The sequence below is a fragment of the Halopenitus persicus genome (assembly GCF_900107205.1).
Taxonomy (GTDB): Archaea; Halobacteriota; Halobacteria; order Halobacteriales; family Haloferacaceae; genus Halopenitus; species Halopenitus persicus.
On record NZ_FNPC01000002.1, the window covers coordinates 265,320 to 292,015 of the forward strand.

The 26,696-nt window shown below is 68.8% G+C and carries 23 protein-coding genes and 1 tRNA gene; 12 read left to right on the plus strand and 12 right to left on the minus strand.

Annotated elements, in window-relative coordinates:
* Positions 1–3: 3 nt before the first annotated feature.
* Positions 4–354 carry an ArsR/SmtB family transcription factor gene (locus BLV25_RS04305; RefSeq protein WP_092731052.1) on the minus strand — a complete coding sequence of 117 codons (351 nt, stop codon included), beginning with the start codon at positions 352–354 and terminating at the stop codon, positions 4–6.
* 114 nt (positions 355–468) lie between these two features.
* Here BLV25_RS04305 and BLV25_RS04310 point away from each other — a divergent pair, with 114 nt between their 5' ends.
* Together BLV25_RS04310 and BLV25_RS04315 are read left to right on the plus strand one after the other, a co-directional pair.
* A complete protein-coding gene (locus BLV25_RS04310; RefSeq protein WP_021075005.1) occupies positions 469–1,029 on the plus strand; it encodes a DoxX family protein in 561 nt (186 codons plus the stop codon).
* A gap of 29 nt (positions 1,030–1,058) precedes the next feature.
* Positions 1,059–1,454: an SHOCT domain-containing protein gene (locus BLV25_RS04315; RefSeq protein WP_092731054.1), complete on the plus strand. Its 396-nt coding sequence runs from the start codon at positions 1,059–1,061 to the stop codon at positions 1,452–1,454.
* Between the two features lie 127 nt (positions 1,455–1,581).
* Here BLV25_RS04315 and BLV25_RS04320 read toward each other — a convergent pair whose 3' ends face one another.
* Complete coding sequence (locus tag BLV25_RS04320) at positions 1,582–3,189, minus strand: long-chain-fatty-acid--CoA ligase (RefSeq protein WP_092731056.1); 1,608 nt, start codon at positions 3,187–3,189, stop codon at positions 1,582–1,584.
* 332 nt (positions 3,190–3,521) lie between these two features.
* The gene (locus tag BLV25_RS04330) at positions 3,522–3,998 is read right to left on the minus strand and encodes a VOC family protein (RefSeq protein ID WP_092731060.1); all 477 of its coding nucleotides are present in this window, start codon (positions 3,996–3,998) and stop codon (positions 3,522–3,524) included.
* 377 nt (positions 3,999–4,375) lie between these two features.
* Between BLV25_RS04330 and BLV25_RS04335 the strand changes: the two genes are divergently transcribed.
* Complete coding sequence (locus tag BLV25_RS04335) at positions 4,376–4,894, plus strand: helix-turn-helix domain-containing protein (RefSeq protein ID WP_039399992.1); 519 nt, start codon at positions 4,376–4,378, stop codon at positions 4,892–4,894.
* A gap of 90 nt (positions 4,895–4,984) precedes the next feature.
* Here the strand turns inward: BLV25_RS04335 and BLV25_RS04340 are convergent.
* The 3 genes from BLV25_RS04340 to ilvA form a co-directional block, all read right to left on the minus strand.
* A tRNA-Ser gene (locus BLV25_RS04340) sits at positions 4,985–5,066 on the minus strand.
* 27 nt (positions 5,067–5,093) lie between these two features.
* Entirely contained in the window at positions 5,094–5,402 is a 309-nt protein-coding gene (locus BLV25_RS04345) for a hypothetical protein (RefSeq protein WP_394327112.1), read from the minus strand.
* Positions 5,403–5,481: 79 nt separating this feature from the next.
* A complete protein-coding gene (gene ilvA / locus BLV25_RS04350; protein ID WP_092731234.1) occupies positions 5,482–6,693 on the minus strand; it encodes a threonine ammonia-lyase in 1,212 nt (403 codons plus the stop codon).
* A 292-nt stretch (positions 6,694–6,985) separates the two neighbouring features.
* Between ilvA and BLV25_RS04355 the strand changes: the two genes are divergently transcribed.
* Positions 6,986–8,536: a stage II sporulation protein M gene (locus BLV25_RS04355; RefSeq protein WP_092731064.1), complete on the plus strand. Its 1,551-nt coding sequence runs from the start codon at positions 6,986–6,988 to the stop codon at positions 8,534–8,536.
* On the opposite strand, the gene BLV25_RS04360 is transcribed toward BLV25_RS04355, so the two are convergent.
* From BLV25_RS04360 to BLV25_RS04370, 3 genes are all read right to left on the minus strand, one after another.
* Entirely contained in the window at positions 8,479–9,921 is a 1,443-nt protein-coding gene (locus tag BLV25_RS04360; protein ID WP_092731066.1) for an FAD-binding oxidoreductase, read from the minus strand. The genes BLV25_RS04355 and BLV25_RS04360 overlap by 58 nt on opposite strands.
* 46 nt (positions 9,922–9,967) lie before the next feature.
* Positions 9,968–11,116, minus strand: coding sequence for a citrate synthase (gene citZ / locus BLV25_RS04365; RefSeq protein ID WP_021073097.1), 1,149 nt, complete (start codon positions 11,114–11,116; stop codon positions 9,968–9,970).
* A 171-nt stretch (positions 11,117–11,287) separates the two neighbouring features.
* Positions 11,288–13,189, minus strand: coding sequence for a PINc/VapC family ATPase (locus BLV25_RS04370; protein ID WP_021073098.1), 1,902 nt, complete (start codon positions 13,187–13,189; stop codon positions 11,288–11,290).
* 204 nt (positions 13,190–13,393) lie between these two features.
* On the opposite strand from BLV25_RS04370, the gene BLV25_RS04375 reads away from it, so the two are divergent.
* From BLV25_RS04375 to BLV25_RS04390, 4 genes are all read left to right on the plus strand, one after another.
* Entirely contained in the window at positions 13,394–15,097 is a 1,704-nt protein-coding gene (locus BLV25_RS04375; RefSeq protein WP_218128602.1) for a sensor histidine kinase, read from the plus strand.
* Between the two features lie 99 nt (positions 15,098–15,196).
* Complete coding sequence (locus BLV25_RS04380) at positions 15,197–16,138, plus strand: UbiA family prenyltransferase (protein WP_039400005.1); 942 nt, start codon at positions 15,197–15,199, stop codon at positions 16,136–16,138.
* Between the two features lie 51 nt (positions 16,139–16,189).
* Positions 16,190–17,401 carry a M20 family metallopeptidase gene (locus tag BLV25_RS04385; protein ID WP_092731068.1) on the plus strand — a complete coding sequence of 404 codons (1,212 nt, stop codon included), beginning with the start codon at positions 16,190–16,192 and terminating at the stop codon, positions 17,399–17,401.
* A gap of 81 nt (positions 17,402–17,482) precedes the next feature.
* A complete protein-coding gene (locus BLV25_RS04390; RefSeq protein WP_092731070.1) occupies positions 17,483–19,048 on the plus strand; it encodes a carboxypeptidase M32 in 1,566 nt (521 codons plus the stop codon).
* Positions 19,049–19,065: 17 nt separating this feature from the next.
* On the opposite strand, the gene BLV25_RS04395 is transcribed toward BLV25_RS04390, so the two are convergent.
* Both BLV25_RS04395 and BLV25_RS04400 read right to left on the minus strand, forming a co-directional pair.
* The gene (locus BLV25_RS04395) at positions 19,066–19,614 is read right to left on the minus strand and encodes an SHOCT domain-containing protein (RefSeq protein WP_092731238.1); all 549 of its coding nucleotides are present in this window, start codon (positions 19,612–19,614) and stop codon (positions 19,066–19,068) included.
* 132 nt (positions 19,615–19,746) lie between these two features.
* The gene (locus BLV25_RS04400) at positions 19,747–20,289 is read right to left on the minus strand and encodes a CDP-2,3-bis-(O-geranylgeranyl)-sn-glycerol synthase (RefSeq protein WP_021073104.1); all 543 of its coding nucleotides are present in this window, start codon (positions 20,287–20,289) and stop codon (positions 19,747–19,749) included.
* A 162-nt stretch (positions 20,290–20,451) separates the two neighbouring features.
* On the opposite strand from BLV25_RS04400, the gene BLV25_RS04405 reads away from it, so the two are divergent.
* A complete protein-coding gene (locus BLV25_RS04405) occupies positions 20,452–21,291 on the plus strand; it encodes a proline dehydrogenase family protein (protein WP_092731072.1) in 840 nt (279 codons plus the stop codon).
* Between the two features lie 98 nt (positions 21,292–21,389).
* Positions 21,390–22,133 (plus strand): DUF502 domain-containing protein, encoded by a 744-nt coding sequence (locus tag BLV25_RS04410; RefSeq protein ID WP_092731074.1) that lies wholly within the window; start codon positions 21,390–21,392, stop codon positions 22,131–22,133.
* A 71-nt stretch (positions 22,134–22,204) separates the two neighbouring features.
* Here the strand turns inward: BLV25_RS04410 and BLV25_RS04415 are convergent, their stop codons facing one another.
* Positions 22,205–23,794 carry a nucleotide-binding protein gene (locus BLV25_RS04415; protein WP_092731076.1) on the minus strand — a complete coding sequence of 530 codons (1,590 nt, stop codon included), beginning with the start codon at positions 23,792–23,794 and terminating at the stop codon, positions 22,205–22,207.
* A gap of 254 nt (positions 23,795–24,048) precedes the next feature.
* Here BLV25_RS04415 and ahaH point away from each other — a divergent pair, with 254 nt between their 5' ends.
* Positions 24,049–24,381, plus strand: a complete 333-nt coding sequence (ahaH, locus tag BLV25_RS04420) for an ATP synthase archaeal subunit H (protein WP_039400020.1) — start codon at positions 24,049–24,051, stop codon at positions 24,379–24,381.
* A gap of 4 nt (positions 24,382–24,385) precedes the next feature.
* Positions 24,386–26,527, plus strand: coding sequence for a V-type ATP synthase subunit I (locus tag BLV25_RS04425; protein ID WP_092731078.1), 2,142 nt, complete (start codon positions 24,386–24,388; stop codon positions 26,525–26,527).
* Positions 26,528–26,696: the final 169 nt, after the last annotated feature.

Genomic DNA, 26,696 nt, shown 5'->3' on the forward strand with positions numbered 1-26,696 from the left:
GAGTCAGTCTCCCCGCATCTCCTCGAAGATGGACGTGACCCGGTCGGCGGGGTCCGGCCGGACGTCGATCCGAACGTCGAAGCCCGCAACGTTGAGGAGGACTTCGACGCGTTCGAGGCGCGCCTCGTACTCGCTGTAGTGCCGGCCACCGGGATCGACGTGCGTGTACTCTTCGAGGAGGCCCTGTTCGAGGAGCCGGTTCACGCGCCGGGAGACGGTCGGGCGCGACATGTCGCATTCCTCGCTGAGTTCCTTCGCGGACAGCCGGTCGGTCTTCGTCGCCACGAGGATATCGCGGGCGTACTCGTCGTCGAGCGTCGCGAAGACCGCCGACGGGTCGGGCTCCTCGGTCACACTCAGCTACTCACGACGGGAGCGTAATATAGCCTGCCGATTTTCCGACTCGGAACGCCGGCTCGCTATTATATCGTCTCTCCCCGCCTACTGATAGTTGAAGGTGAAATAATTATGTCCACACTCGACTCCGGCATGAACCAGCTCGAGAGCAGAGTCGGCGGTCTGACGGTCGGCGGCAAGGTTCACAGCCTCAGCGCGTGGTTCGTGCTCGCGCTCCGTCTGATGATGGGATACGCGTTCGCGTACTCCGGATTCACGAAGATCATCGGCGAGTTCTCCGCCGGCGGCTATCTGTCGAACGTCGCCGCGACGAACGGCAACCCGCTGGCGGGGATGTTCGCGTGGATGGGCTCGACGCCGTGGTTCGTCGAGTTCGCGAACGTGGCCGTCCCGTGGGGCGAGCTGTTCATCGGCCTCGGCCTGCTCGTGGGTGCGTTCGTCCGCCTCGCGGCGTTCTTCGGCGCGCTCATGATGCTCATGTTCTACTTCGGCAACTGGGACATGGGTCACGGGTTCATCAACGGGGACTTCGCGTATATGCTCGTGTTCCTCGCGGTCGCCGCGTTCGCCGCGGGCCGCATCCTCGGGCTCGACCAGTACATCGAGCAGTACGAGATCGACGGCGTGGCGCTCGTCGAGCGCTACCCCGCCCTCGAATACGTCCTCGGCTAACCACGCCGAACTTCTTTGGGAGTACGATCATGCAAAATCCAATTCAGGCACGCGGGATTCGTTCCCTGGGACTCATCGTCGTCGGAGCACTCGCTCTTGCCGTCCTCGGCGGACTGGCGCTGACGCACGCGACCGTTCCGGATGCACTGCTGTGGGGGTGGCACGACGGAATGGGGACCGGCGGCCATATGGTCGGATGGAGTGGATGGGGCTGGGGGATGATGCTGTTCGGGCTCCTGTGGATGACGCTCCTCGTCGCCGTCCCGCTCGGTCTCATCTACTGGCTGGGATCCCGGTCGCGATCGAACGCCCCCGCCGCGGATAGCGCACTCGCCGTCCTCCAAGCGCGGTACGCCCGTGGCGAGATCGACGACGAGGAGTTCGACCGCCGTCGCGCTCGGCTCACACGTGACGACGACCGCTAGGACCGCTTTTCGTCACTCTCCGTCCGGTATGGTCGTCGTCCCGATGGTGGACCTGAAATCGATCCCCGAACCATCCACGTTGACCGCGGCGGCGTCGCGACGCAAGACGACGGTGCGTGCGGCCGCGCTACCCGACGTTCTTCTCCTCGTCGTCCCAGAACTCCTCCCGGAGCTCGTACTTCTGGATCTTCCCGGTCGAGGTCTGCGGGAGGGAGTCGCGGAACTCGACGCTGGTCGGGCACTTGTAGTGAGCGAGCCGCTCGCGGGTGAACTCGATCAGCTCGTCCTCGGCGAGCTCCGACCCCTCCTCGGTCACGACCAGCGCCTTCGGCGTCTCGCCCCACTTCTCGTGGGGGACGCCGATGACCGCGGCGACCTGCACGTCCGGGTGCTCGTAGATGACGTCCTGGACCTCGATCGTCGAGATGTTCTCCCCGCCGGAGATGATGACGTCCTTCTTCCGGTCGACGATCGTGAGCATCCGGTTGTCGTCCCAGGTGGCGATGTCGCCCGTGTGGAACCAGCCGTCGCGCCGGTCGTGGAACGCCCGGTGGGTCTCGTCGGGCTTGTTCCAGTAGCGGTCCAGCACCTGGTTGCCGCGAACGACGACCTCGCCCTGTGTCTCGTCGTCGGTCGGGACCGGCTCGCCGTGCTGGTCGACCACGAGGATCTCCGTGTTGAGCGTGGCGAAGCCGGGCTTGTTGATGATGTCGTACTTGTCGCCCTGCTCGATCTTCCGCTGGGAGTTGCTGGTCGTGACGATCGGTCCGGTTTCGGTGGCGCCGTAGGCGTGGATGATCCGCCAGCCGAGCTCGTCCTCGACCTCGCGGATCGTGCTCTTCGGCGGCGGGCTCGCCGCCGTCTCGACGCGCACCGGCTTCTCGCCGGTCGACGGAACGTCGGCGTCCTCGTAGTAGTCCAGGAGCATGTTCAACACGGTCGGCGCCCCGCCGAGGTAACTCACGTCGTGGTCGGCGATCCGCTCGAAGACGGTGCCGGGGTCGAACTGCTCGAGGATGACGTGGGTGCCGCCGATCCCGGTGAGGCCGTAGATGTGTCCCCAGCCGTTGATGTGGAACATCGGCGAGGTCCACAACAGCGTGTCGTCGTCCTCGAACTCGACGTGATGGGAGTGGATCAGCGCGTGGTAGTGCTGGATCCGGTGGGTGTGGACGACCCCCTTCGGGTCGCCGGTGGTGCCGCTCGTGTAGAGGATGGTCGCGTCGTCCTCCTCCGACAGATCCGGCCGATCCGGCTTCTCCGGGGAGTGATCGGCGAGCACGTCCTCGTAGCCGTGCCAGCCCTCGCCGGCGGCGGCCCCGTCGTAGGCGACCCACTGCTCGACCGAGGTTCCCGCCTCGGCGGTGGTCTCCTTGAGGTGGTCGACCTTCTCGGTGAATCCCGTATGCGCGATCAGCACCGAGGGCGAGCTGTCGTCGACGAGGTAGTCGTACTCGTTCGGCTGCAGCCGGAAGTTGAGCGGGACGAACAGCGCGCCGATCTGCATCGTCGCGTACAGCGTCTCGATGAACCGGTGGGAGTTGGGGGACAGAAGCGCCACGCGGTCGCCCTTCTCGACGCCCCACTCCAGCAGCGCGTTCGAGAGCCGGTTGATGCGGTCGTTCAGCTCGTTGTAGGTGAACTCGGTGCCGTCCTCGGCGATGACGCCGACGTCGTCGCCGTAGAGCGTGACTGCACGATCGAGGTAGTCCGTGGTGAGTAGCGGTCGTTTCATGGGTGTTGGATTCGTGGGTGATGTGGAACTTCCGAGTGGTGTGGGTCGGCGGTGCGGGTCGGTCCGTCGGCGGTGCGGGCCGGTCCGTCGGCGCAGTCGCGGATCGCGTGGCCCCGCCGGCCGTCGTCTCGCGCGGCGCGATGGCCCCCCTCGTGCCGCCGTCGGCACGTGAGTGTGAGTGTCTGACGATGATCGTCGCCAACGGGACACCATATTTTACATAGTAATTTAAACTTTCGGGAATTCTTTCCAATCTATACTCCGCGACCGGATCCCGGTCGTTTCCGATCGCGTCCTCGACCTGCCGCTCTCGTCCGGATCCGCTTCGCCGGTCACTCCCGGGAGAGCCGGTCGTCGCCCACGAACAGGTCCGCGGGCGCGTATCCCCGGTTCTCGGGGTAGGCCGCGGTGTACTCCATCAGCTGAAACAGCGTCCCGGTCGGGTTCCGCGGGGAGACGAACGCCTCCGTCCACTCCGCGTACTCCTCGCGGTCGACGACCTCGAAGCCCGCCGCCTCGAGCGTCGCGGTCATCGCGTCGATGTCGGCGACCTCGATCGTCACGTGATGAAGGCCGGGTCCGTGTCGGTTGAGGAAGTCCGTCAGGAACGACTCCTCGGCGACCGGCTCGATGAGCTCGATCCGCGAGCCGTCGCCCAGCTCGTAGTAGGCCCATCGGAACCGGTCGTCGACGACGTCGTCTATCAGTCGCTCACAGCCGAGCGCGGCCAACAGCGGCTCCGCCGACTCGACGTCCTCGACGGCGATGCCGACGTGATCGACCCTCGCGGGCGGTCCGTCACCGTTCATACCGGCCCATCGTCGTACACATTGTTAATTATTGTCGTCGCTCCGCTCCCCCACGACGGCGCTCGGCGGGGGCGGGATCCACGGCTCGACCACCCATTACCGCACCGGTCGATCAACGGGAAATTATTTACCACCCTCAACGTATTTTATGGTATGAATTACCATTCGGTATCCCATCGCGGCGCCGTCGGCGGGGCGGTGTTCGGCCGATGACCGCCGAGGACGGGGCCTCGGACGCCGCCGACGAGGCCGCCGCCGGCGACGGTCCCGACGAGAACGCGGCGGCGACTGCCGGAAGCGGCCCCGAACCGGCCGAACCGGACGGCGATCCGACCGAAAGCTTCTCCACCTCCCGGCCTCGCCACTCCCTACGTGAGATGACCGACACCGAACCGGAGTGGGACTTCAAGGAACGTGACGTGATGATCCTCCGCGAGCTGGCTCGGGACCCCCAGCTGTCGGCCCGGGAGCTGACCGACGTCCTCGAGGAGGAACACGGAATCGACGTCTCACACGTCACCGTGAGCAAGTCGATCCGAAACATGCGCGACGCGAACGTCTTCCGGGAGGCGATCCTTCCGAACGAGGCGTACTTCAGCTTCTCGCTGTTCGAGTTCCAGTTCAACCCCGAACACTTCGAGGACGGCTGGCGCGACGCGATGGAACACATTCGGGAGGACAAGAGCACCCTGTTTTACTTCCTGTGTGACGGCGCCTACCAGTGGCGCGCCGTGATGATGTTCCCCAGCAGCGAGGCCGAGTCCAAGTGGATCCACGAGTTCTACAAGGAACACGGCAAGGTGATCAACAACCTCCGCAACCACGCGTTGACGAACGTGCTCAAGTTCGGAACCGATCCCGAACTGTTCGAGAACATCACCGACGGCGAGAAGTGACGGCTGCGACGGCGAGGAATGACCCCTGCGGCCGTCCGGCTGCCACGGGCGGCCGTTCTCACCGGTTCGGGTCGCGTTCGCGGAAGAAAACGCCGGGAGAGGGATTTGAACCCTCGATCCCGTGAGGGAACACGCTTTCCAGGCGTGCGCCTTGCCACTCGGCCATCCCGGCTCGGATCGTCCTACTGCCGTCCGACTGTTAAACCCTTCTTTTCGCCCGCAGGCGGTGCTCGAGTGCGTAGGCGATCCCGGTCACGACCGCGGCGACCGCGACCGCGATGAGAACCGTGCCGCCGATCCCGACCGGGAGTCCACCGGCGCTGACCAGCCGGTAGCCCTGTATCGCGACCAGGAACGTGAACCCGCCGACGAGCCCCCACAGCGCCGCCGACTTCGCGCGGGCGGCGGGCGTGGCCGGCGTTCCGGGGACGCGGTCGTCGTCGGTCACACGCGCCGTTCGTTCGGTCGTGACTTCAACGCCGTGGATCTCATCAGGCGAGACTCTCATCAGGCGAGACTCTCATCAGGCGAGACTCTCATCAGGCGAGACTCTCATCAGGCGAGACTCTCATCAGGCGAGACTCTCATCAGGCGAGGATCTCGACCTCGTAGCCGGCCGCCTCCAGACTGGCGACGATCTCCGCGGCGTGTTCGGCGTCGTGGGTCTCCATCTCCACCTCGAGGTCCGCGGCGTTGACCGCGACGTCCCGGGAGGTCCGGTCGTGGTGGACCGCGTAGACGTTGGCGCCGTGGTCGGAGACGATGCTCGCCACGCGCTCCAGCTCGCCCGGCCGGTCCTTCAGCGCCATCTTCACCTTTAAATACCGGCCCATCTCGATGAGCCCGCGCATGATGACGGTCGTCAGTCGGTTCATGTCGATGTTCCCGCCGCACAGCGCGGCCACGATCGTCTCGTCGTCCTCGTACGCGAACGCCTCCGCGAGCACGGCCGCCAGCGGCACCGCGCCCGCCCCCTCGACGAGGACCTTCGACCGCTCCAAAAGCAGCGTGAGCGCGTGGGCGATCTCCGTGTCCGAGACGGTCACGACCTCGTCGACGCGCTCCCGGATGACCTCGAAGGGGATCTCGCCGACCGACCGCGTCGCGATCCCGTCGGCGATCGTGTCGACGCTGTCGATCGTCTCGACCCGGCCGGACGCCAGCGACCGGGCGGCCGAGGCGGCGCCCTCCGCCTGGACCCCGACGACCCGGACGTCGTCGAGCTCCGCGGTAACCGCCGTGGCGATCCCCGCGATGAGCCCGCCGCCGCCGATCGGCACGACCACGGTGTCGACCTGGGGGCAGTCCTCGGCGATCTCCAGGCCGATCGTCCCCTGGCCGGCCATCACCGTCTCGTCGTTGAAGGCGTGAACGTACGTCCGGTCCTCCGCGGCTTCGATCTCGTGGGCCCGCGCCTGCGCCTCCTGGTAGTCGATCCCGTGGAGGACGACTTCCCCGCCGTACCCGCGGGTGGCCTTCACCTTCGAGACCGGCGCGTACTCGGGCATCACGATCGTCGACTCGACGCCGGCGCGCGTGGCCGCGAGCGCGACCCCCTGCGCGTGGTTGCCCGCGCTCGCGGTCACCACGCCCGCCTCGCGCTCGGCCGGCGAGAGGGTGGCGATCCGGTTGGTCGCCCCGCGGATCTTGAACGCGCCGGTTCGCTGAAACGTCTCCAACTTGAGGTGGACGTCCGCGCCCGTCAGCTCCGAGAAGGTGCGCGACCGCTCGAGGGGGGTTCGCCGGGCGACCTCCTCGACCCGATCGCGGGCGGCACGGACGTCGTCGATCGACAGCATCGTCCCCATCTGGACGCCGCGACCGCTAATGGTTTCGGGTCCGATCGCCGACGCGCCGCTGGCTGGCCTGGGGGATGTGGGGAAATGGGGAAAGGGGGAATGCACGCGTGTGACGTGCATCTGTAGGGTACGGTTCCGATTATAAAAAGGTCAGGCTGGCACGGTGAAAGTGTAACCGCACGATTGCGGCGACCCGATCCGGACGTCCGACGGTCGTCGCCGTGCCGTCATCCGGGTCGGGGCGTTCGCAGCCGGCGCTTCCTTTTAAGTATCCCCTCGCCGTTCGCCCGATATGGATCTGTCGACCGCCCTGACGGACGCCGTCGCCGCCTATCGGCGACGTCCCGCGGACCTCCTGCCCTTCTACGTGCTCGGAACCGCGATCCCGGTCATCACGCGCGCGGTCACGGCCGCCGGGTTCGTGGCCGCCTACGCGTACCTCGAGATGACCGGTCGGATCGAACGCGTTCGGACCGCGCTCGCGGAGGGGGATCTCGGATCGATGCCCGACCCGGAAGCCGACCCGGCCGCGTTTCAGCGATGGACCGACTCCCTCGGCACCGTTCTCGATCCGGTCGCCGATCCCGTCGTCCTCGGCGTGGTCGCCGTGACGCTGGTGGCGACGATCGTGCTCTCGGTCGTCCTCTCGGCGGGCGTCTCGGCCGGCCAGTACGCTGCCTGTCTCGCCCGGCTGCGGGACGACCGGGGCACGCTCGCCGGGATCGGCGGCGTTCGCGCATACTGGCCATCGGTCCTCGGGGCGTACCTGCTCGAGGTCGCGATCTGGGTCGCCGCCACCCTCGGCGCCGCGATCGCCGTCGCGGTCGCCTCGATCATCCACCCGGTGCTCGGCGTGCTCGCGGCCCTCGCGGCGCTTCTCGGCTGGACGGTCATCGTGCTCTGCACCCGGGCCGTCCTCGCGTTCGCCCCGGTCGCGATCGTCGTCGACGACGTCGGCGTGCTCGGCGGGGTCGATGCCGGACTCGGATACATCCGGGCGAACCCGGCCGACGCGCTCGGCTACTACGCCGTGGCGATCGCCGCGCTGTTCGTCGTGGCCTCGGCGGGCGGCGCCCTCGCGCTGGTGGAGGCCCCGAGCCTCGTCGGCCTCGCGAGCCTGCTCGTGGTGGCCCCGGGGCTCGACCTCGTCAAGACCGGCCTGTTCGGTCGATGGCGCGGGACGGTCGACCCCGCCGCCCCGCCGGACGTTCCCCTCCGCGAGTCGGTCCGTGCCGGCGTCGGCCGCGGCTGGTCGGAGATGACCGGGTTCGTACGGGCCACCCTCCCGACGCACGCCCTGGTCGTCGCGGTCGCCGTCGCGAGCTTCGCGCTCGGGTGGGTGGCGGCCGGCCCGTTCGAGGACGTGGTCACCGCCTCGATCGCGGCCCGCCTCGAGGGGCATCTCCCGCCCGCCGCCGCGGCGGAGTTCTTCGCCAACAACTGGACGGTCGCGCTGGGGACCGCCTTCGCCGGCGTCGTCCTCGCGGTCCCGACCCTCGTCGCCCTCTGGTTCAACGGGTTCGTCTTCGGGATCGCCTTCCGGCTGGAGACGGACCTCCTCGAGCTCGTGGCGTTCGTGATCCCGCACGGACTCCTCGAGATCCCGGCCCTGTTCATCGCCGGCGCCGTCGGCCTGCAGCTCGGCCGGTCGGGCTGGCGGACCTGGCGCGGGACCGACTCCCGCGTCACCCTCGCGGACGACCTCGAGCGCGCCTTCCGGGTGCTCGTCGGGGTGGGAATCCTCCTGCTGCTCGCGGGGCTGATCGAGGGCTTCGTGAGCCCGTACTACTTCCGGTTCGTTCGACCGTTCGTGCCGCCGTCGGTCGCCGATGCGCTCGCCTGAGCGTTCGCGTTCGGCAGCACCTTCCCCGGATTCAAGATCCCGTTCGGATCGAGCGCCTCCTTGACCGCGCGCATCGTCTCCACGCCCGCCGCTCCATGCTCCCGCTCGAGGAACTTCCGCTTCCCGACGCCGATCCCGTGTTCGCCGGTCGCCGTCCCGCCGAGCTCGATCGCCCGGTCGACGATCTCGGCGTGGGCGGCCCGCACTCGTTCGACCTCCTCCGGATCGTCGTGGTCCGCGAACACGCCGTAATGGAGGTTCCCGTCGCCGGCGTGGCCGAAGCAGGGAATGAACAGATCGTACGACTCGGCCACCGACTGGACCGCCGCGATCATCTCCGGATAGCGCCCGATCGGGACCGTCACGTCGCCGGATCCCTCGATCTCGCGGTCGGGGTCGTACTCCTCGCTCGCGTAGGCGATCTCCTCGCGGGCGCGCCAGAGCTCGGCCATCTCGTCGCCGCTTGCGATCTCGAACTCCGCGACGTCGTGGGCCTCGACGATCGCCCGGTAGAAGTCGATCTCCTCGTCGATCCCGTGGTTCGCGTGGAACTCGACGAACGTCATCGGCCGTTCCGGCAGCTCGACGTCGGCGTAGGCGTTGACCATCCGCGCGGTCCGCTCGTCGATCAGCTCGAGCTTGGCGACGTCGACCCCCGAGGTGATCACGTCCGAGATCGCCTCGGTGGCGGCCTCGAGGGTCGGGAAAACGGCTCGCCCGCCCTTGATCTGTTCGGGACGACCGGCAAGCTGGAGCGTCGCCCGCGTGACGACCCCGAGCGTTCCCTCGCTGCCGATCACGAGGTTCAGCAGGTTGTACCCGCTCGAGGTCTTGGCCGCCTTGCTGCCGACCGTCAACACCGTTCCGTCGGCGCGGACGACCTCGAGCTCGAGCACCCAGTCGGCGACCTCGCCGTACTTCACCGTCTGCTGGCCGGAGGCGTCGGTGGCGATCATTCCGCCGATCGTCGAGATCGACCCCGAGGAGGGAAGCGGCGGGAAGAAGAGCCCGCGTCCCGCCACCGCCTCGTTGATCGCCTCGCCGATGACGCCCGGTTCGACGTCGATCTGCAGGTCGTCCGGTCGGATATCGAGGACGGCGTCCATCCGGGTTATGTCGAGACTGACGCCGCCGTGGACGGGCGTCGCGTTCGCCTCCAGGCCGGTTCCGGCCGCGTACGGCGTCACGGGGACGCCGCGCTCGTTCGCCGCCGCCAGGATGGCCGAAACGTCGGCGGTCGATTCGGGAAACGCCACCGCGTCCGGCTCGACCGCCTGTCCCTCCCGGGTGCCGAAGTCGCTCGCGTGGTTCCGCCGGTCGGAGCTGCCCCGCGAGACCGACCCCTCGAGGTCGAGCTCGTCGAGGAACGAACAGTCGTGGTGCATACGGTAGCAGGGGCGGGTGACGGGCTTAAACCCACCGCGGCGCTTCCTACCGCTCGTCGATCGGAACGAACTCGACGTCGGTCGGCCCGGTGTATCGGGCGCGCGGGCGGATCAGGCGGTTGTCGGTCTGGTACTCGAGGACGTGGGCGATCCAGCCGCCGGCCCGCGCCATCGCGAAGATGGGCGTGTACATGTCCGTCGGGATCCCCAGGTGGTCGTAGACGGAGCCGGAGTAGAAGTCGACGTTGGGCGCGATCCCCTCCTCGAGGAGCCCCTGGTCGGCGAGGTACTCCTCGATGGCGGTCGTGTAATCGAGCCACTTCGTGTCGTCGTTCGACGCCGAGAGGTCGCGAAGCCGCTGCTCGAGGATCTCGGCCCGCGGGTCCTTCACTCGGTAGACGCGGTGGCCGTAGCCCGGGATGCGCCGTCCCTCCTCGCGGGCGGCCGTCGCCCACTCGACGGGGTCGGTCCCGCTCTCGTCGATCTCCTCGAGCATCTCCATGACGTCCTCGTTCGCGCCGCCGTGGAGCGGCCCCGAGAGGGCCCCGATCCCGCCGATGACGGACGAGTAGATGTCCGCCATCGTCGAGGCGATGACCATCGAGGCGAACGTCGAGGCGTTGAGCCCGTGGTCGGCGTGCAGCGTCAACGCCATGTCGAAGGTCTCCTCGGCGACGTCGTCCGGCCGCGCGCCAGTCAGCATGTACAGGAAGTTCCCCGCGTAGCCGAGGTCATCGGCGGGATCGAGCGGCTCCTCGCCGCGCCGGACGCGGTCGAAGGCGGCGAGGATCGTCGGGATCTTCGCCGTGATGCGCCGGCCCTGGCGCCGGGTGGCCGCCAGATCCTCGGCATCGGCGTCCGCCTCGGGGTCGTAGGTCGGCAGCATCGAGACCGCCGTCCGCAGCGCGTCCATCGGATCGGCGCCCGACCGGGCGAGATCCGCCACCGCCGCGAGCACCTCGTCGTCGACGGATCGCTCCGCGGCGAGGTTCTCGCTGAACGCCTCCAGCTCCGCCCGCGTCGGCAACTCGCCGTGCCACAGGAGATACAGCACCTCCTCGTAGCTGGCCTGCGTCGCCAGGTCCTCGATGGCGTAGCCGCGGTATCCGAGCTTGCCGGCCTCCCCGTCGATGTAGCTCAGCTCGGATTCGGCGACGAGAACGCCCTCCAAACCACGCTTCAGCTCGTTTGACATATGCGGACCCTTCCCGCCACCTCGAAAAAAGCGTTGCCGTTTCGGAGGCGTTCGTGACGTCGTTCGTCGAACCCCGCCACGACGATTCCGGTCCGTCCATCGACGACGTCGGGCGACCGCACGGTTCGGTCGGCCCGATGAGAACGCGCCTCGCCGGTGTGAACGCCCGAATCAGCCTCGTGCCGGGACGACCGATATCGTGCGCTTCCGGTCGATCGCGTCCTCGAGCTCCTCGGCGATCGCCGATCCGCGGGAGACCTGGATCTCCCCGCCCCGTCCGACGGTCGCGGTGAAGAGGTACTCGTCGTCCGCGCGCACCTCCACCGTCTCGCCGACGTCCTCCTCGACGGGGATCACGACGTGTCGGGAGGTGATTTCCGGCTGAACGACCGCCCCGCGATCGCCGCCCAGCGGGCCCGCTCCGCCGGCGTCGGAAGCCGTCCCAGCGCCGCCCGCTCCGCCGGCGCCGTCGCCGCTCGCGTTCGGTCGTTCGTCGTGTGTTCGGACGTCGATGTCGATGCCGAGACGGTTCTCGATGTCGGAGATCCGGCCGCCGCCCTTCCCGATCACGTAGGAGATGTCGTCCTCCTCGACGTAGACGATCGCGGTGTCGCGTCCCTGCAGCTCCACGTCGACGTGGCCCCGGGCGACCGACCGGATCTCGCGTTCGATCTCCTGTTTGGCGATCCGCGAGACGCCGCTTTCGGTTCCGTCCTCGCCCTCGCCCCCGATCGGCACCGTCACGACCTGGCGGTTGAACGTGTAGATCTCGTAGTCGGCCCGGCCGGTCTCGAAGTCCCGAACCCGGATGACCGGGCGCGCGAGGTCCTCGGCGGTGAGCCCCTCGGGGACCTTCACCTCGGTGTCGACGTCGTAGACCGTATGCACCTTGCCGGCCTCGATGTAGACGACGGTGTCGACGATCTGGGGGATCATCCCGAGCTCGACGCGCCCGACGAGCCGCTGGAGCGCGTCGATCGCGCGGGAGGCGTGGACGACGCCGACCATCCCGACGCCGGCCATCCGCATATCGGCGAAGACCTCGAAGTCGTCGGTCTTCCGGACCTCGTCGTAGATCGTGTAGTCGGGCCGGACGAGCAGCAGCGAGTCGGCGGTGTTCGCCATGTCCCCGCCGAGCGCGCCGTACTGGGTGATCTCCGGACCGACCTGGAGGTCACGCGGCTTCTCCATCGTCTTGACCGCGTAGTCGCTGTCGTTGAGGAACTCCGCGACCGCCTGTGCGAACGTCGACTTCCCGGCACCCGGCGATCCGGAGATGAGAACCCCCCGTTTCGACTCGAGGAACCGCTCGCGGAGCTCGTCGGCGAACTCGTAGTCCTCGAGCACGGTCTTGGCGATCGGCCGGACCGCGGTGATCTCGATGCCGTCCGCGAAGGGCGGCCGGGCGACGGCGATCCGGTAGTTTCGGTACTGGACGATGTCCATTCCCTCCTCGGAGAGCTCGACGAAGCCGTCGTTCGACCCCCGCGCGAGGTTGACGATCGCGGTCGCCCACTCGCTCATCCGCTCCTCGCTCGTGGGCTCCTCCTCGATGGTCTCGTAGCGCATCTCGCCGAGGGTCCCGCGTTTGGCCTTCGGCCTGGTGCCGGCCTTCAGGTGGACCGACATCGTCTCCTCGGTGAAGTAGTCGGCTATCGGCAGCTCCTCGACGACGCCCCGCGTGACCGGCTCGACGTACGCCACGTCGATCCCCTTCGCCCGCGCGACCTCGGCCTGGACGACGTCGCTCGTCAGCAGCGTCGCGTCGTGGTCCTCGGCGACGTCACGGATGATCGCGTCGACGTCACCCTCGCTCGCGGCGCTCGTTTCGGCCGCCCGCGGGCGCCGTCCGACGTACGACAGCGAGATCGTCCCCTCGTCGGCGAGCTCGGCGAGCCGCTGGAGCTCGGAGAGGCCGTCCCAGCCGGGGTCGTGGCCGTCGTTCGCCTGCGACTCCAGCTCGCCGACCACGGCCTCCGGGACGACGACCGTCGCCCCCTCGTAGGTTCCGTCCGCGACGCGTTCGGACACGCGGCCGTCGATGACCGCACTGGTGTCCGGTACAACGTTCATACCGGACCTGCGGGCGGGATCGGTATAAGGGTGTTCGACTGGGAGCTCGCGGTCCGAGGCGGTCGACCGGACGAATCGACCGGCACGTCGGGCCCGTCGCGAGGAACTGGAACGTCGGGCCCGTCCCGGCGGTACTGAACGTCGTCCAGCGATCCGATTTCGTCGTGAACTGCCGTCCAGGTCCACAATCTTGATTACCGGCTGGTGTCACCACTACCCAGAGCCACCGTGATCCCCCTGACGGTCCTGAAGGCCGCGCTGATCTGCACGGTCGCGATCGGGATGACGGGCGGACTGATCGCCTGGCGCGAGCGGCCGACCCCGGGATCGGTTCCCCTGGCCGTCCTGCTGGCCGGCCAGTGCTGGTGGTCGGTCACCCTGTTGTTCCGGATCGACGCGACCGGGATCGCCGCGAAGGCCTTCTGGGTCGACGTCTCCTGGGTCGGGATCGCGGTCATTCCCGTCGCGTGGCTGTTCTTCTCGCTCGAGTATTCGGGGCACCACGAGTACGTCCAGTCGCGGTACGTCGCGGTCGCCTCCATCGTGCCCCTGTGTATCGCGGTCATCGGAGCGACGAACGTCGCCCACGATCTGATGTACGTCGGCTCCACGCTGGTCGATATCAACGGCGTGACGATGCTCGAGCGGACCCCCGGCCCGTGGTTCTGGATCGCCGCAGGGTACACCTACCTCCTCGGGCTGCTCGGGACGATCCCGCTCCTCGAACTGATCACGAGCGACGTCCTCGCGTTTCGCGCCCAGAGCGTCGCGCTCATCGTCGGGCTCGTCGTGCCCTGGCTGACGAACGCGCTCTATCTCCTCGACGCCCTGCCGACCTACGGCGTCGATCCCACGCCGATCGGCTTCGCCGTCTCCGGCGTCGCCTACCTCGGCGCGCTCACCCGGTTTCGCCTGTTCGGGACGAATCCCGCGCCGATCAGGTACGCGCGGCGGCTGGCCTTCGACCGGATGGAGGAGGGCGCGATCGTCCTCGATTCGAACGGCTACGTCGTGGAGCTGAACGACCGCGCAGCGGCGTTCCTCCGGGCGGATCCGAACGACGTTCTCGGACGGGCGTTCCCCGACGCCTTCCCCCAGGTCGCCGCGGTCGTCGACGAGCCCGAACCGACCGACCGAATGGTGCTCCGGGAGGACGACGGCACGCGCGCCTACGACGTCTCGGAGTGTTCGATCGTCGACCGGACCGGGCGCACGATCGGCCGGTCGATCACCCTCCACGACGTCAGCGACCACCTGCGACGCCAACGACGGCTCACCGTGCTCAACCGGGTGTTCAGGCACAACGTCCGAACGACCACGCAGCTCATCCTCGGCCACGCGGAGGAGATCGATGACGACGGCCGGGTCGCCGACCGGATCGCGGGGCACGCGCTGGAGATCGAGGAGCTCAGCGAGAAGGTCCGCCGCGCCATCGATCTGTTCGACCGCGACCGGACCGACCGGCGGCCGCTCTCGCTGGACTCGATCCTGCGCGACGGGATCGCGTCGGCGCGGGATGCGCGGCCGGACGTCACGGTCGACTACGACGGCGTGCCGTCGGACGTCTACGTCGACGGACTGCTGACCGTCGTCTTCGAGGACCTGCTCGAGAACGCCGCGGAGCACAACGTCGACCCTGACCCACACATCCGGATCGACGTGGAGATCGAGACGGACGACGACGCCGTGCGCGTCGTCGTCGCCGACAACGGCCCCGGAATCGACGACGAGGAGCTCGCGGTCCTCGAGGAGGGAACCGAAACGCCGCTGCGCCACGGAAGCGGGCTCGGTCTCTCGCTGATCACGTGGGGCGTCGACATCGTCGGCGGTCGGGTCGAGTTCGCCGACGCCGACCCGACGGGAACGGTCGTCACCGTTCACGTCCCGATCCGACCGCGGCCGTCTTGAGACCACCGCCGACGCCCCTTCCTGCCGCCGCCAAACCGGTCCGGAACCCGAGAGGTTCCCGGTGCCGTTAATATCAATTGGACGATATTTGAGGCCGGTATGGCATCCCAACCATCCACCCAGTCACGGTCGACTGGACCGACTGCGCTTCGGAACCGTTCGACCGTCGCTCGAGCCCGGACCGTGCTCGAGCGCCTTCGAAACGCCCTGTTGTACAGCTCGACGTATCTCGCGCTGGTCGCGGCCGCCGAGGTCGCGCTCGTGATGATCGTCCTGTCGCTCCCGGTGAACCTCTCGCCGCTCGTCGTCGGCCTCGTCACCTTCGCGGTGTACGTCAACGACCGGCTCGCGGACCTCGAGACGGACGCGGCGGTCGCGCCGAACCGCACCGCCTTCGTCCGCCGTCATCAGCGCGTCCTGTACGTCGCCGGCGCGCTCGCCTACGGCGTCGCCGTCGCGGTCGCAGTGACCGGCGGTCCCCTCGCGTTCGGGCTGACGCTGCTGCCCGGCGCGTTCTGGGTGCTGTACGCGCTCGACTACTTCGCCGCCCTCGGCAGCCGGGTCCGGCGGCTCAAGGAGGTCCTGATCGTCAACTCCGCCGTCGTCGCCCTCGCCTGGTCCGTCACGATCGTCGGGATGCCGATGGCGTTCACGAACGCCCCGGTCACCCCGACGGCCGGCGTCCTGTTCGGCTACCTGTTCCTCGCGACGTTCGTCAACGCCGAGATCCCGAACGTCCCCGACGTCGAAAGCGACGCGTCCGCCGGCGTCGCCACGCTCCCCGTCGTCGTCGGCGTGCGCCGGACGCGGCAGTCGCTGTACGGCGTCGCGCTGCTCACGCTGGGGCTGCTCGCGTACGCGTTCCTGCAAGGGTTCCTCTCCACGGCCGCGACGCTGGCGCTCGCCGTCGGGATCGGCTGTCTGTTGGGCACCGTCGCCTTCCTCGGTCGGAGCGACGCCGAACGACGGCTCGCGCTCTCCGCCGAACTCTCCCGGGTCCCGGCCCTCGGCGTGCTCGTGTTCATCACCCTCGGGATCTGATCGGCCACTTTCCGCCTCCATTTTTAAGCGCCCGCCGACCGACGCACCCGTATGAGCGAACGCGACGGCGAGCTCCGCGATCTCACGCGCCGGCTGGTTTCGATACCGAGCCACGAGGACGAAACCGCCGCGGGCGACGCGGTCGAATCGTGGCTCCGGTCCGAGACGGACGCGGTCGTGGATCGGGACCCGGACGGCAACGTCATCGCGCGGCGGAACCCCGACGCGTCGACGAGCCTCGCGCTCGTCGGCCATCACGATGTCGTCCCGCCGGCGGACCGGCAGCTCGACGACGACGGGGAGTACGTCGTCGACGAGCGCGAGGGACGGCTTCACGGCCGGGGCACGGCGGATATGAAGGGCGCCCTCGCCGCCTGTCTGCTCGCGTTTCGCGACGCGACGATCCCCGACGACCGGGCGCTCGTGTTCGCCTCCTTCGTCGGCGAGGAGGACGGCGGCGTCGGCGCGCGGGCGGCGATCGACCGCGGGTTCGCCCCCGATTTCGCCGTGGTCGCGGAGGGATCGACCGGGTACTCGGCGCCGCCGAACCGGCCCGCCGCGGTCGTCACGGACGTCGCGGTGGCCCACAAGGGCCGGCGCGGGTCGACGCTCGTCGCCACCGGGGAGGCGGCACACGCCTCCGAGACCGCGGCCGGCGAGAACGCGGTCTATCGCGCCTGTGACGCGGTCGACGTCGTCCGGGACCTCCCTGCACCCGAAACGACGGTGTTCGGCGAGCACGTCGCCGGCTCGATCGCGGTCACCGAGATCGAGGGGGGGACGGCGATGAACGTGATCCCCGATCGGTGTACGGTCACCGTCGACGAACGGACCGTGCCGGGCGAGCGTGCGCCCCTGGAGCGCGTCGAGACGATCGAGGGGGTCGAGTGGACCGTCGACGGGGATCTCCCGCCGATGGCGTGCGCCCACGCGGGCTTCGCCGACGCCGTTCTCGACGCCGCTCGGACGGCTCACCGGGCCGACGACGAGGCGGGGGACGGCCGCGAGTCGAAGGTTGCGTCGAAGCAGTCGGAGGCTGCGTCGACCGACGATCCGGGGACCGTTCTCCCCGAGCACGTCGTGAAGCCGCACGCGACCGACGCGGGCTGGCTCGCGGACGCCGGCGCCGCCTGCGTCGTCTGCGGGCCCGCCGAGCCCGGCCAGGCCCATACCGAAACCGAGAGCGTCTCGCTCGACGTGCTCCGTCGATGTCGACGGATCTACCGCGGGATCGCGGAGCGGGAGATCCCCGACCGCGAGTAGTCCGCTCGGCCAGCGGCCCGGCGGCGCGCGCTGTCGCCGGAGACGCGACGTTCTTTTGTGGTGGCGCCGTATCGACCCCTGATGAGCGACTCCGCCGATACGACCGACGCGTCGGAAGCCGCCGACCCGGCGGCCGCCCCCGACGCCTACGAGGCCCTTCTGGATCGTGCCCGCCGCTGGAACGCCGTCTCGAGCGCCTCGGGCGTGCTCTCGTGGGATCAACAGGTGATGATGCCCGAGGGCGGGACGCCCGCGCGGTCGAAGCAGCTCTCGGTCCTGTCCTCGCTGCAGCACGACCTCCTCACCGCTCCGGAGACCGGCGAGCTCCTCGCCGAGCTCGCGGACGCCGATCTGACGGCCGAGCAGTCCGCCGCCGTCCGTGAGATCCGCCGCCAGTACGAGCGCGCGGACGCGGTCCCGCGGGACCTCGTCGAGCGGATCTCCGAGGCGTCCACGGAGGCGCTCGGCGCCTGGGAGCAGGCGAAGGCCGCGGACGACTTCGAGGCGTTCGCACCTCACCTCGAGCGCAACGTCGAGCTCAAACGCGAGTACGCCGCACACATCGACCCCGACCGGGACCCCTACGCCGTCCTCTTCGAGGAGTACGAGCCGTGTCTCCCGCTCGAGCGCGCGGAGGCGGTCCTCGAGGAGCTGCGCGAGACGCTCGTCCCGCTGCTCGATGCGATCCGTGCGTCGGACACCGACCTCGCGGGCGACACCTTCGAGGGCTCGTTCGCGACGGAGACCCAGGAGGAGCTGGCGCGGGAGGCGCTCGACCGGCTCGGCTACGACTTCGACCGCGGCCGGCTCGACGTCTCCTCGCACCCGTTCACCTCGGGGAACCAGTTCGACTGCCGGATCACCACGCGGTTCGACGAGTCCGACCCCCTCTCCGCGCTCGGGTCGACGATCCACGAGTTCGGCCACGCGCTGTACACCCTCGGGCTTCCGGACGAGCAGTACGGGACCCCGCTCGGCGAGCCGCGCGACCTCTCGGTCCACGAGTCCCAGTCGCGGCTCTGGGAGAACCACGTCGGCCGGAGCCGGGCGTTCTGGGACCACTTCCTGCCGACGTTCCAGGACCGCTTCCCGAGCACTGCGGACGCGTCCGTCGGCGACGCCTACGAGGCGGTCAATCAGGTCCACCCGGACAACCTGATCCGCGTCGAGGCCGACGAGCTCACCTACCACCTGCATATCCTGGTTCGGTTCGAGATCGAACGCGACCTGATCCGCGGGGACCTCGACGTGGCGGACGTCCCCGAGACGTGGAACGACCTGTACGAGCGGTACCTCGGCGTCCGCCCCGAGACCGACGCCGAGGGCTGCCTGCAGGACATCCACTGGAGCCACGGCAACTTCGGGTACTTCCCGACCTACTCGCTCGGGTCGGCGATGGCCGCCCAGCTGTACGCGGCCGCCGAGGCCGACGTCGCCGCGATGGATGGACCGAGCCTCGACGAGCGGATCGCGGCCGGGGAGTTCGACGCCCTCCACGACTGGCTGGCCGAGAACGTCCACCGCCACGGGTCGCGCTACGAGACGAACGAGCTCGTGAAGCGAGCGACCGGCGAGGACTTCTCGGCGGCGGCGTTCACCGACTACGTCGAGTCGAAGTACGGCGAGCTGTACGACGTCTCGGTCTGACCCCCTGCCGTCGTCGGTCAGCCCTCGGTCGCCCGCTCGTCCCGCTTCGTCTCCACCGCTTCCCGTTCACGGGAGTCGGTCGCGTCCGTCGCCCGACCGGCCGTATCCGCTCGGTCCGCCGTGCCCGCTCGGTCCGCCGCGTCCTCCAGCGTCTCCGTCTCCAGGAGTCGCTCCAGCTTCCGCTCGAACTGCTCGTCGGTCAGCTCGCCGCGTGCGTACCGCTCTCGGAGCGTCTCGAGGGCGTCGTCCGTGCTGTCGTCGGTCCTCTCGCGGCGATGTTCCGCCCTCTCGTCCTCCGATCGCGTCGACTCGGTCGCCGTCTCCGCCGCGTCCTCATCGTCCCACCACTCCGCGACGTCGGCCTCGTCGCCGAACAGCAGGGCGACAAGCGGGACGACCACGACGTAGCCGAACAGCAGGGCACCGAGCCACCAGTCCTGGTTGGTCACCAACGCGACAAGCCAGATCCCGGTCACGAGGACGGAGACGATTCCCGTGAGGTTCTCCCTGGCTCGGTCGATCGGGCCGTCGGCGGTTCGCTCGGTTCGCGGCGGATCGGCGGTCATTCCCGGCGATCGGTTCTTCCGCATCAGGTAAAAAGTCGATCCCGGCGCGTCGGATACGCGTCGCGCTTCCCGGTCGATTCCGGAACCACGTTTCCGGGTCGAGCCCCGCTGTCGCGTCCGGGTCGAGCCCCGCTACCACGGCTCGTTCTTCACGCCGATCGCGAACCCGATCACGTTGGTCACGACGTGAAGGATCGGCGTGACGACGACAACGACGGCGATCGCCGGCGGCGTGAACCACTCGCCGAACCAGCCCGGGGCGAGGAGCCACGCGAACGCCAGCGCGCCGACGACGAAGTCAAGCTGGTCGAGCCCGGGGAACGCCGCGCCCCGCTCGCGGCCCGACCGACGCTTGAGGAACGAGGCCGCGACGTCTCCGACCATCGCGCCGAACGCGAGCCCGATGGCTGCGCGAAGCGGAAACGTCGGGAGATCGACCCCGAGCGCGGTCGAGGCGGGATCGACGACCGCGTTCAGCGCCAGCGCGAGCAGGACGCCGGCCGCCGTTCCGGCCGCCGTCCCCCGCCACGTTTTCCCGTCGCCGAGCACGCGCGCGCCGTTCCACGTCCGGCCGCCGTCGATCGGGCGACCGCCGCCGGCCAGCACCGCGGCGTTGTTGGGAACGTACGCGGGCAACATCGCCCAGAGAGCGCTCGCGATGAGTGACCCGACCATACGCGCCCCGAGACGGGGGCCGGTGTTAGCTCCTGTGGTGTCGTGCGGGCGGGGCATCCCGCCTACTGCAACGCTGATTCCCGCTCCGGAGCCACGACAACGCTGATTCCCGCTCCGGAGCCACGACAACGCTGATTACCGTCCCGTGGAAAGGATCGCGATATGCTCCCGCCGATCGCGAACCGGTTCGTCGCCGGCGAGACCGCGGCCGCCGCGTTCGACCACGCCCGATCGATGAACGACGACGGGATCGGGGTCCTGTTGAACCTGCTCGGGGAGCACTACGACGACCCCGAGGACGTCGAGGCCGACGTCGCGGCCTACCACACGCTCATCGAGGACGTCGCGTCGACCGACCTCGACGCCTGCGTCTCGATCAAGCCGTCCCAGATCGGCCTCGACGTCTCCGAGGACCTGTTCGCGGAGCACTACCGCTCGATCGTCGCCCACGCCAACGACCACGACGTCTTCGTCTGGTGTGATATGGAGGACGCCGACACGACCGACGCCACCCTCGACACCTTCGTCGACGTCGCGCGGGACCACCCCTGGACCGTGGGCCAATGTCTCCAGTCGAACCTCAAACGCACGCGCGATGACCTCGAACGCGTCGCCGACGTCCCGGGCGCGATCCGGATCGTCAAGGGCGCCTACGACGAGCCCGAATCGATCGCCTACACCGAGAAATCCCGGGTCAACGAGGCGTATCGCGACGACATCACGTTTCTCTTCGAGCATCGCGACCGCGGCGTCGCCGTCGGCAGCCACGATCCCGAGATGGTGTCGCTCGCCCGCCGGCTCGGCGAGGAGCACGGAACCGACTACGAGATACAGATGCTGATGGGTGTCCGCGAGGACGCCCAGCGCGACCTCGCCGCCCAGGGCGTCGACGTCCAGCAGTACGCCCCCTATGGGCGAAAGTGGCTCTCGTACTTCTACCGGCGCGTCCGCGAGCGGAAGGGGAACGCGCTGTTCGCGCTCCGGGCGATCCTCGGCCGCTGAACGCTCCCCGACCGACTCCCCCCGTCTGCCGCCGGACGAGGGTCGGCGCCCGTTCAGAAGACCTGATAAGGCCCGGCGACGCATATCGGCGTAACTGAATGTCCACGTGGAAACGCGACTTCGGGAGCGGGCTCATCGTGCTGGTGCCGCTCATCGTCCTCCTGCTCGTCATCGGCTGGATCTACCGGCACATCGCGTCGATCCCGCTCATCAGCACGCTCGAACCCGACTGGCTCTTCGAGCCGATCCTCCCGCTGTACCGCGTGGTCATCGCCCTCGTCGTCTTCACGACCCTCGTGCTCGCCGTCGGCTACTTCATGCGGACCACCCTCGGTCGGATCGTCGAGGCCCGGATCGACGACTCGATCAACCACATTCCCGCCCTCCGGGTCGTCTACAACGCGTCCAAGCTCGCCGTCGAGACCGCGCTCTCGGGAACCGAGGATCTCCAGAATCCCGTCCACCTCGAGACCTGGGAGGGCATCCGGATGACCGCGTTCAAGACGGGCAAGAAGACCCGCGACGGGAAGCTCGTCCTCTTCATGCCGACCGCGCCGAACATCACCTCCGGATACGTCATCGAGGTCGAGCCGGAGCGCGTCACCGACACGGGGGAGTCGGTCGAGGAGGCGATGACGCGGATCCTTTCTGCCGGCTTCGCCGAGTCGACCCATCAGGTCTCCGTCGACGGCGAGCCGGGCGACGCTCCGTCCGGTGACGGCGTCGACGTGCCGACCGATGCCGACCCCGTCGGCGGCGGTCGCGACGAGTCGACCGACCACGGCGACGCATCCGACTCACCGCCCCCCGGCGGTCGCGGCGATCCCGACGCGGGCGCTTGAGTCCCGACGACGACCGGTCACGTTATCGACCGCGGTCGTCGGTAGTTGATTCCGAGCCCCGAAACCGCCGCTCACCGTCCGAATAATCGGCTGAAGAATCCTCCGCCGTCGCTTTCGCTGCCGTCGTCCCCGCTCTCGTCATCCGCCTCGCTCTCGTCATCCGCCTCGCTCTCGTCATCCGCCTCGCTCCCGTCGCCCACATCGTCGCGTCCGTCGCCCGGCTCCGCGTCGTTTTCATCGTCTCGAGCCGGTCGTCGGGTCGATCCCGTGGACGTCGACTCGACATCGGCGTCTTCCCGGAAGGGGACGCTCTCGACGCCGGGATCGTTCGAATCGTCGGCCGCTTCGCCCCCGTCGATCGATTCCTCGTCGTCCTCGTTAGCCTCCGTTCGTTCGTCCTCGTTAGCCTCCGACCGTTCGCCCCGGTCAGCTTCCGTTCGTTCGTCCGCACCGATTTGCCCGTCCGCGTCCGGCAGCACTGCCTCGGGCGGTTCGGTCGACCCCTCGGAGTCCGTCGCCTCGACGATTCCGTCGATCTGGTCGTGTTCGATCGACGTTCCGTCCGCAGCGCGCTCGTTCGCGTCCTCGTCCTCGGCGTTTCGGATCACCGGGTCGGCCGGTTGGTCGACGGTGGCTTCCTCCGCCTCCGCCTCCGCCTCGTCCGCCTCGTCCGCGTCCTCCTCGTTCTCCTCGTCCGCGTCCGCCTCGTCTGCCTCGTCCGCGTCCGTCTCGTCTGCCTTGACCGCGTCCGTCTCGTCTGCCTTGACCGCGTCCGTCTCGTCGGTTTCGTCCTCGCTGGACTCAGTGAGATCGCCGACGGTCATCTCGACGTCGGCAGTGGATCCGGCCGTCGCCGTCGGTTCCGGCCCGGCGTCTGGCTCGTCGTCGCCGGCGACGGCGTCAGTTCCCCGGCCCGCTGCGTCGTCGTCCGCGACCGCCGACTCCGGCTCCGGGAGGTCGACGTCAGTAAGTCGTTCGGTCAGGGAACGGTAGCCCCGAGTCGCGGGCGCCGACGGCGCGAAGACGACCAGCGGCTCGCCCGCCGCGACCGCGGCTCCGACCGCCTCGTCCTCGGGGATCCGTTCGTGGATCGGGACGTCGAGATGGGAGACGATCAGGTCGTCGTGGCCGTGCGGGTCGTCGGGGTCGACGCGGGTGATCACCGCGCCGTCGACCGTACCGCCGAGGCGGTCGGCCAGCTCGCCCGTCTTCGCCGTGTCGCGCAGCGCCTCCCGCTCGGGAGTGGACACGAGCAGCGTTCGGTCGGCGATCCCGAGCGGGAGCGCCGAGTCGTGTGACAGCCCCGCGCCGGCGTCGAGGATCACGTAGTCGGCGTCCGCGAACGCCGCGACGACGTCGGCGAGGCCGGCGGGATCCGCGTCGGCGTAGGCGTCCAGGTCGGTCTCTCCCGGGAGCACGCGGAGTCCCCGCGGGCCCTCCTGGACCGCCGCCTCGGGATCCGCACGGCCGGCGAGCACGTCGTGGACCGTCTCTCCCTCGACGTCGATCCCCAGCGCGCCGGCGAGGTTCGCCATCCCGAGATCCGCATCGATCGCGACGACCGACGCTCCCGCGTCCGCCAGCAGCGTCGCGATCGCGGCCGCCGTCGTCGTCTTGCCGACGCCGCCCTTCGCCGAGGCGACCGTATACACCGTTGCCATACCTCGTTGGACCGGCAGCGAGTACTTAAAAGTACGCGAGGAGGCTCCACGGTACGGGCGGTGATGCCCGCGATAGGGGCGGCAATGCAGTCCGGTATCCAGGTCGCCCGGGCGGTACGTGTCAGCGGTTGGATCGACGGTACGTGTCAGCGGTTCGGACCGACGGTACGGGTCGACTGCGCGCCGGACGCGCCGTCGATGGCTTTCGCAAACACCTTATACGTCGCTCCTGGATTTTCTGACGATTAGTGAGTATGCCGAGACCAGAGGTGCTCGAACGAGTGACGGAGGCCGAACGCGAGGCGGACGACATCATCGCCGAGGCGGAAGCCGACGCCGAGGAGACCCTCGCCGACGCCCGCGAGCGGGCGGAGGAGATCCGCTCGACGGCCGAGGCCGAGGCGTCCGCGGAGGCCGACGAGCGGCTCGAAACCGCTCGCGAAGAGATCGAGTCCCGGCGTGAAGAGATCCTCGAGGAGGGGCGCGCCGACCGGGAGGCGCTCGAAGCGGACGCACGGGACCGCGTCGACGAGGTGGTCGAATACGCCATCGACCGGTTCGAGGAGGCGGTGAATGCTCAGGCCTGAGCGGATGAGCAAGGTGTCGGTGACGGGCTCGAAGCGCGTCATCGACGAGGTCATCGAGACGGCCTACGAGCATCACTCGCTGCACGTCACCGATTACGACGGCTCCCACGAGGGGTTCGAGCCGGGCGAGTCGCTCGAGGGCGCCGAGGAGGCCAACGACCGGCTCGTCACCGTCCGCTCCCTCGAGAGCATCCTCGAGGTCGACGACGAGGACGCCGGGCCGACCGGCGTGCTCGACGACGACGAGCTCGAGGCGGAGCTCGCGGACGTCCGCGAGCGGGTCAACGAGCTCACCGACCGGCGGGACGAGCTCCGCGACCGCGTCCGCGACCTCCAGGAGGAGATCGACCGGATGGAGCCGTTCGCGGCCCTCGGGATCGACCTCGATCTGCTCCGCGGATACGACTCACTCGAGGTCGTCGTCGGCGAAGCCAAGGCCGATCCCGTCGAGGACGCGCTCGCCGCGGCCGACGGGATCCGGGCCTTCGAGGTCTTCGCCGGAAACGGCGTCGTCGCGGCGTTCGCGTATCCCGCCGAGGGAGCCGACGACGACGTCCTGCAGGACGCGCTGGTCGGCGTGGACATCGCCCTGCTCGAGGTGCCCGAGGCCGAGACGAGTCCGACCGAGTACGTCGACGAGCTCGAGGCCGAAAAGCGCGAGCTCGAGGCCGACCTCGAGGACGTCGAGACGGAACTCGACGCCGTCAGGGAGGAGGCCGCGAGCTTCCTCCTACGCGCCGAGGAGCAGCTCACGATCGAGGCCGAGCAGAAGCAGGCCCCGCTCTCGTTCGCGACGACCGAGAACGCCTTCATCGCGGAGGGCTGGATCCCGACCTCGACGGTCGACGAATTCGCCGCCGCCATCGACGACGCGGTCGGCGACCACGCCGACGTCGAGGAGGTCGAACGGGCCGAGTTCACCCCGGACGGCGACCACCACACCGAGGCCGTTCACGACGACGAGGGGCGGGAGGCCGCCACCGACGGCGGCCCCGAGGCCAGCGAGGAGACGCCGCCGGTCGTCCAGGACAACGGCGACATCGCCGGGCCGTTCGAGCTGCTCGTCAAGAGCTTCGGCCGGCCGAAGTACTCCGAGTTCGACCCGACGCTGCTCGTGTTCCTCACCTTCCCGCTCATGTTCGGCTTCATGATCGGGGACCTCGGCTACGGCATCCTGTACGCCGGCATCGGCGTGTACCTGTACACGTCCTTCGAGGACACGCTCCGCGAGATGGGTGCGATCGCCATCTGGGCCGGCCTGTTCACGATGCTGTTCGGCGTGTATTACGGGTTCGACATCTTCGGCTACCACGCCTACCCCCACTTCGGGTTCGAACACTGGGCGATCTCCAAGGGTCTGGGTCCGGGTGCGACCGAATGGGCGCTGAGCTGGCTCGTGCTCAGCGTGCTGTTCGGCATCCTGCATCTGAACGTCGGGTTCGTCCTGTCGTTCCTGAAGAACTACCGGATCCACGACCTCGAGCACGCGCTCTATGAGGGCGGCTCGTGGCTGCTGCTGCTCAACGGCGCGTGGCTCTGGATCTTCAGTCAGCACGTCGCCGGACCGAAGCCGGGGTTCCTCTTCGACTCGATCTCCGTGCTCACCCTGGGCGCGATCGAGTTCTCAGGGTTCCCGGTCGTCGTCGGTTACCTCGGGCTGGCGCTTGCGGGCGTCGGTGCCCTGCTGTTGGCCATCGGCGAACCCGCGGAACTCGTCGAGGTGCTCTCGCCGATCGTCAACGTCGTCTCCTACGCCCGGATCATGGCCGTGCTGCTCGCGAAGGGCGGGATGGCGCTGGCCGTGAACCTGCTGGCGTTCGGCGCGTACATCGGCGAGGGCGGCGAGGGAAGCTTCCACTTCATCTTCACGCCGAGCCATCTCGAGTACGTGCAGAGCCATCCCGACTCCTACGAGCTCGTCTTCGCGGGGCTGACGACCGCTCCCGACATGCCCATCGTCGGGCTCGTCGTCGGCGTGCTCGTCGCGATCGTCGGGCACGTCGTCGTGCTCCTGCTGGGCATCACGTCCGCGGGCATTCAGGGCGTGCGTCTCGAGTACGTCGAGTTCTTCGGCAAGTTCTACGAGGGCGGCGGCGAGCCGTACACCCCGTTCGGCTACGACCGGGAGTACACGGCGAACGAGTAGCCGATCGACGCGCTCCTCCCTTCGATTCCGATTCGGTCGTCCGTTCGAGGGTTTTCCGGCCGACTTTCCTGACTCATCCTCGATTCCATCGTCCCGTATCGCCACCGCCCTCCGACCTGTCGACGGGTGTGTGTACTCCTCACAACCGTCGCTTTGAGGGGTTCTCGCG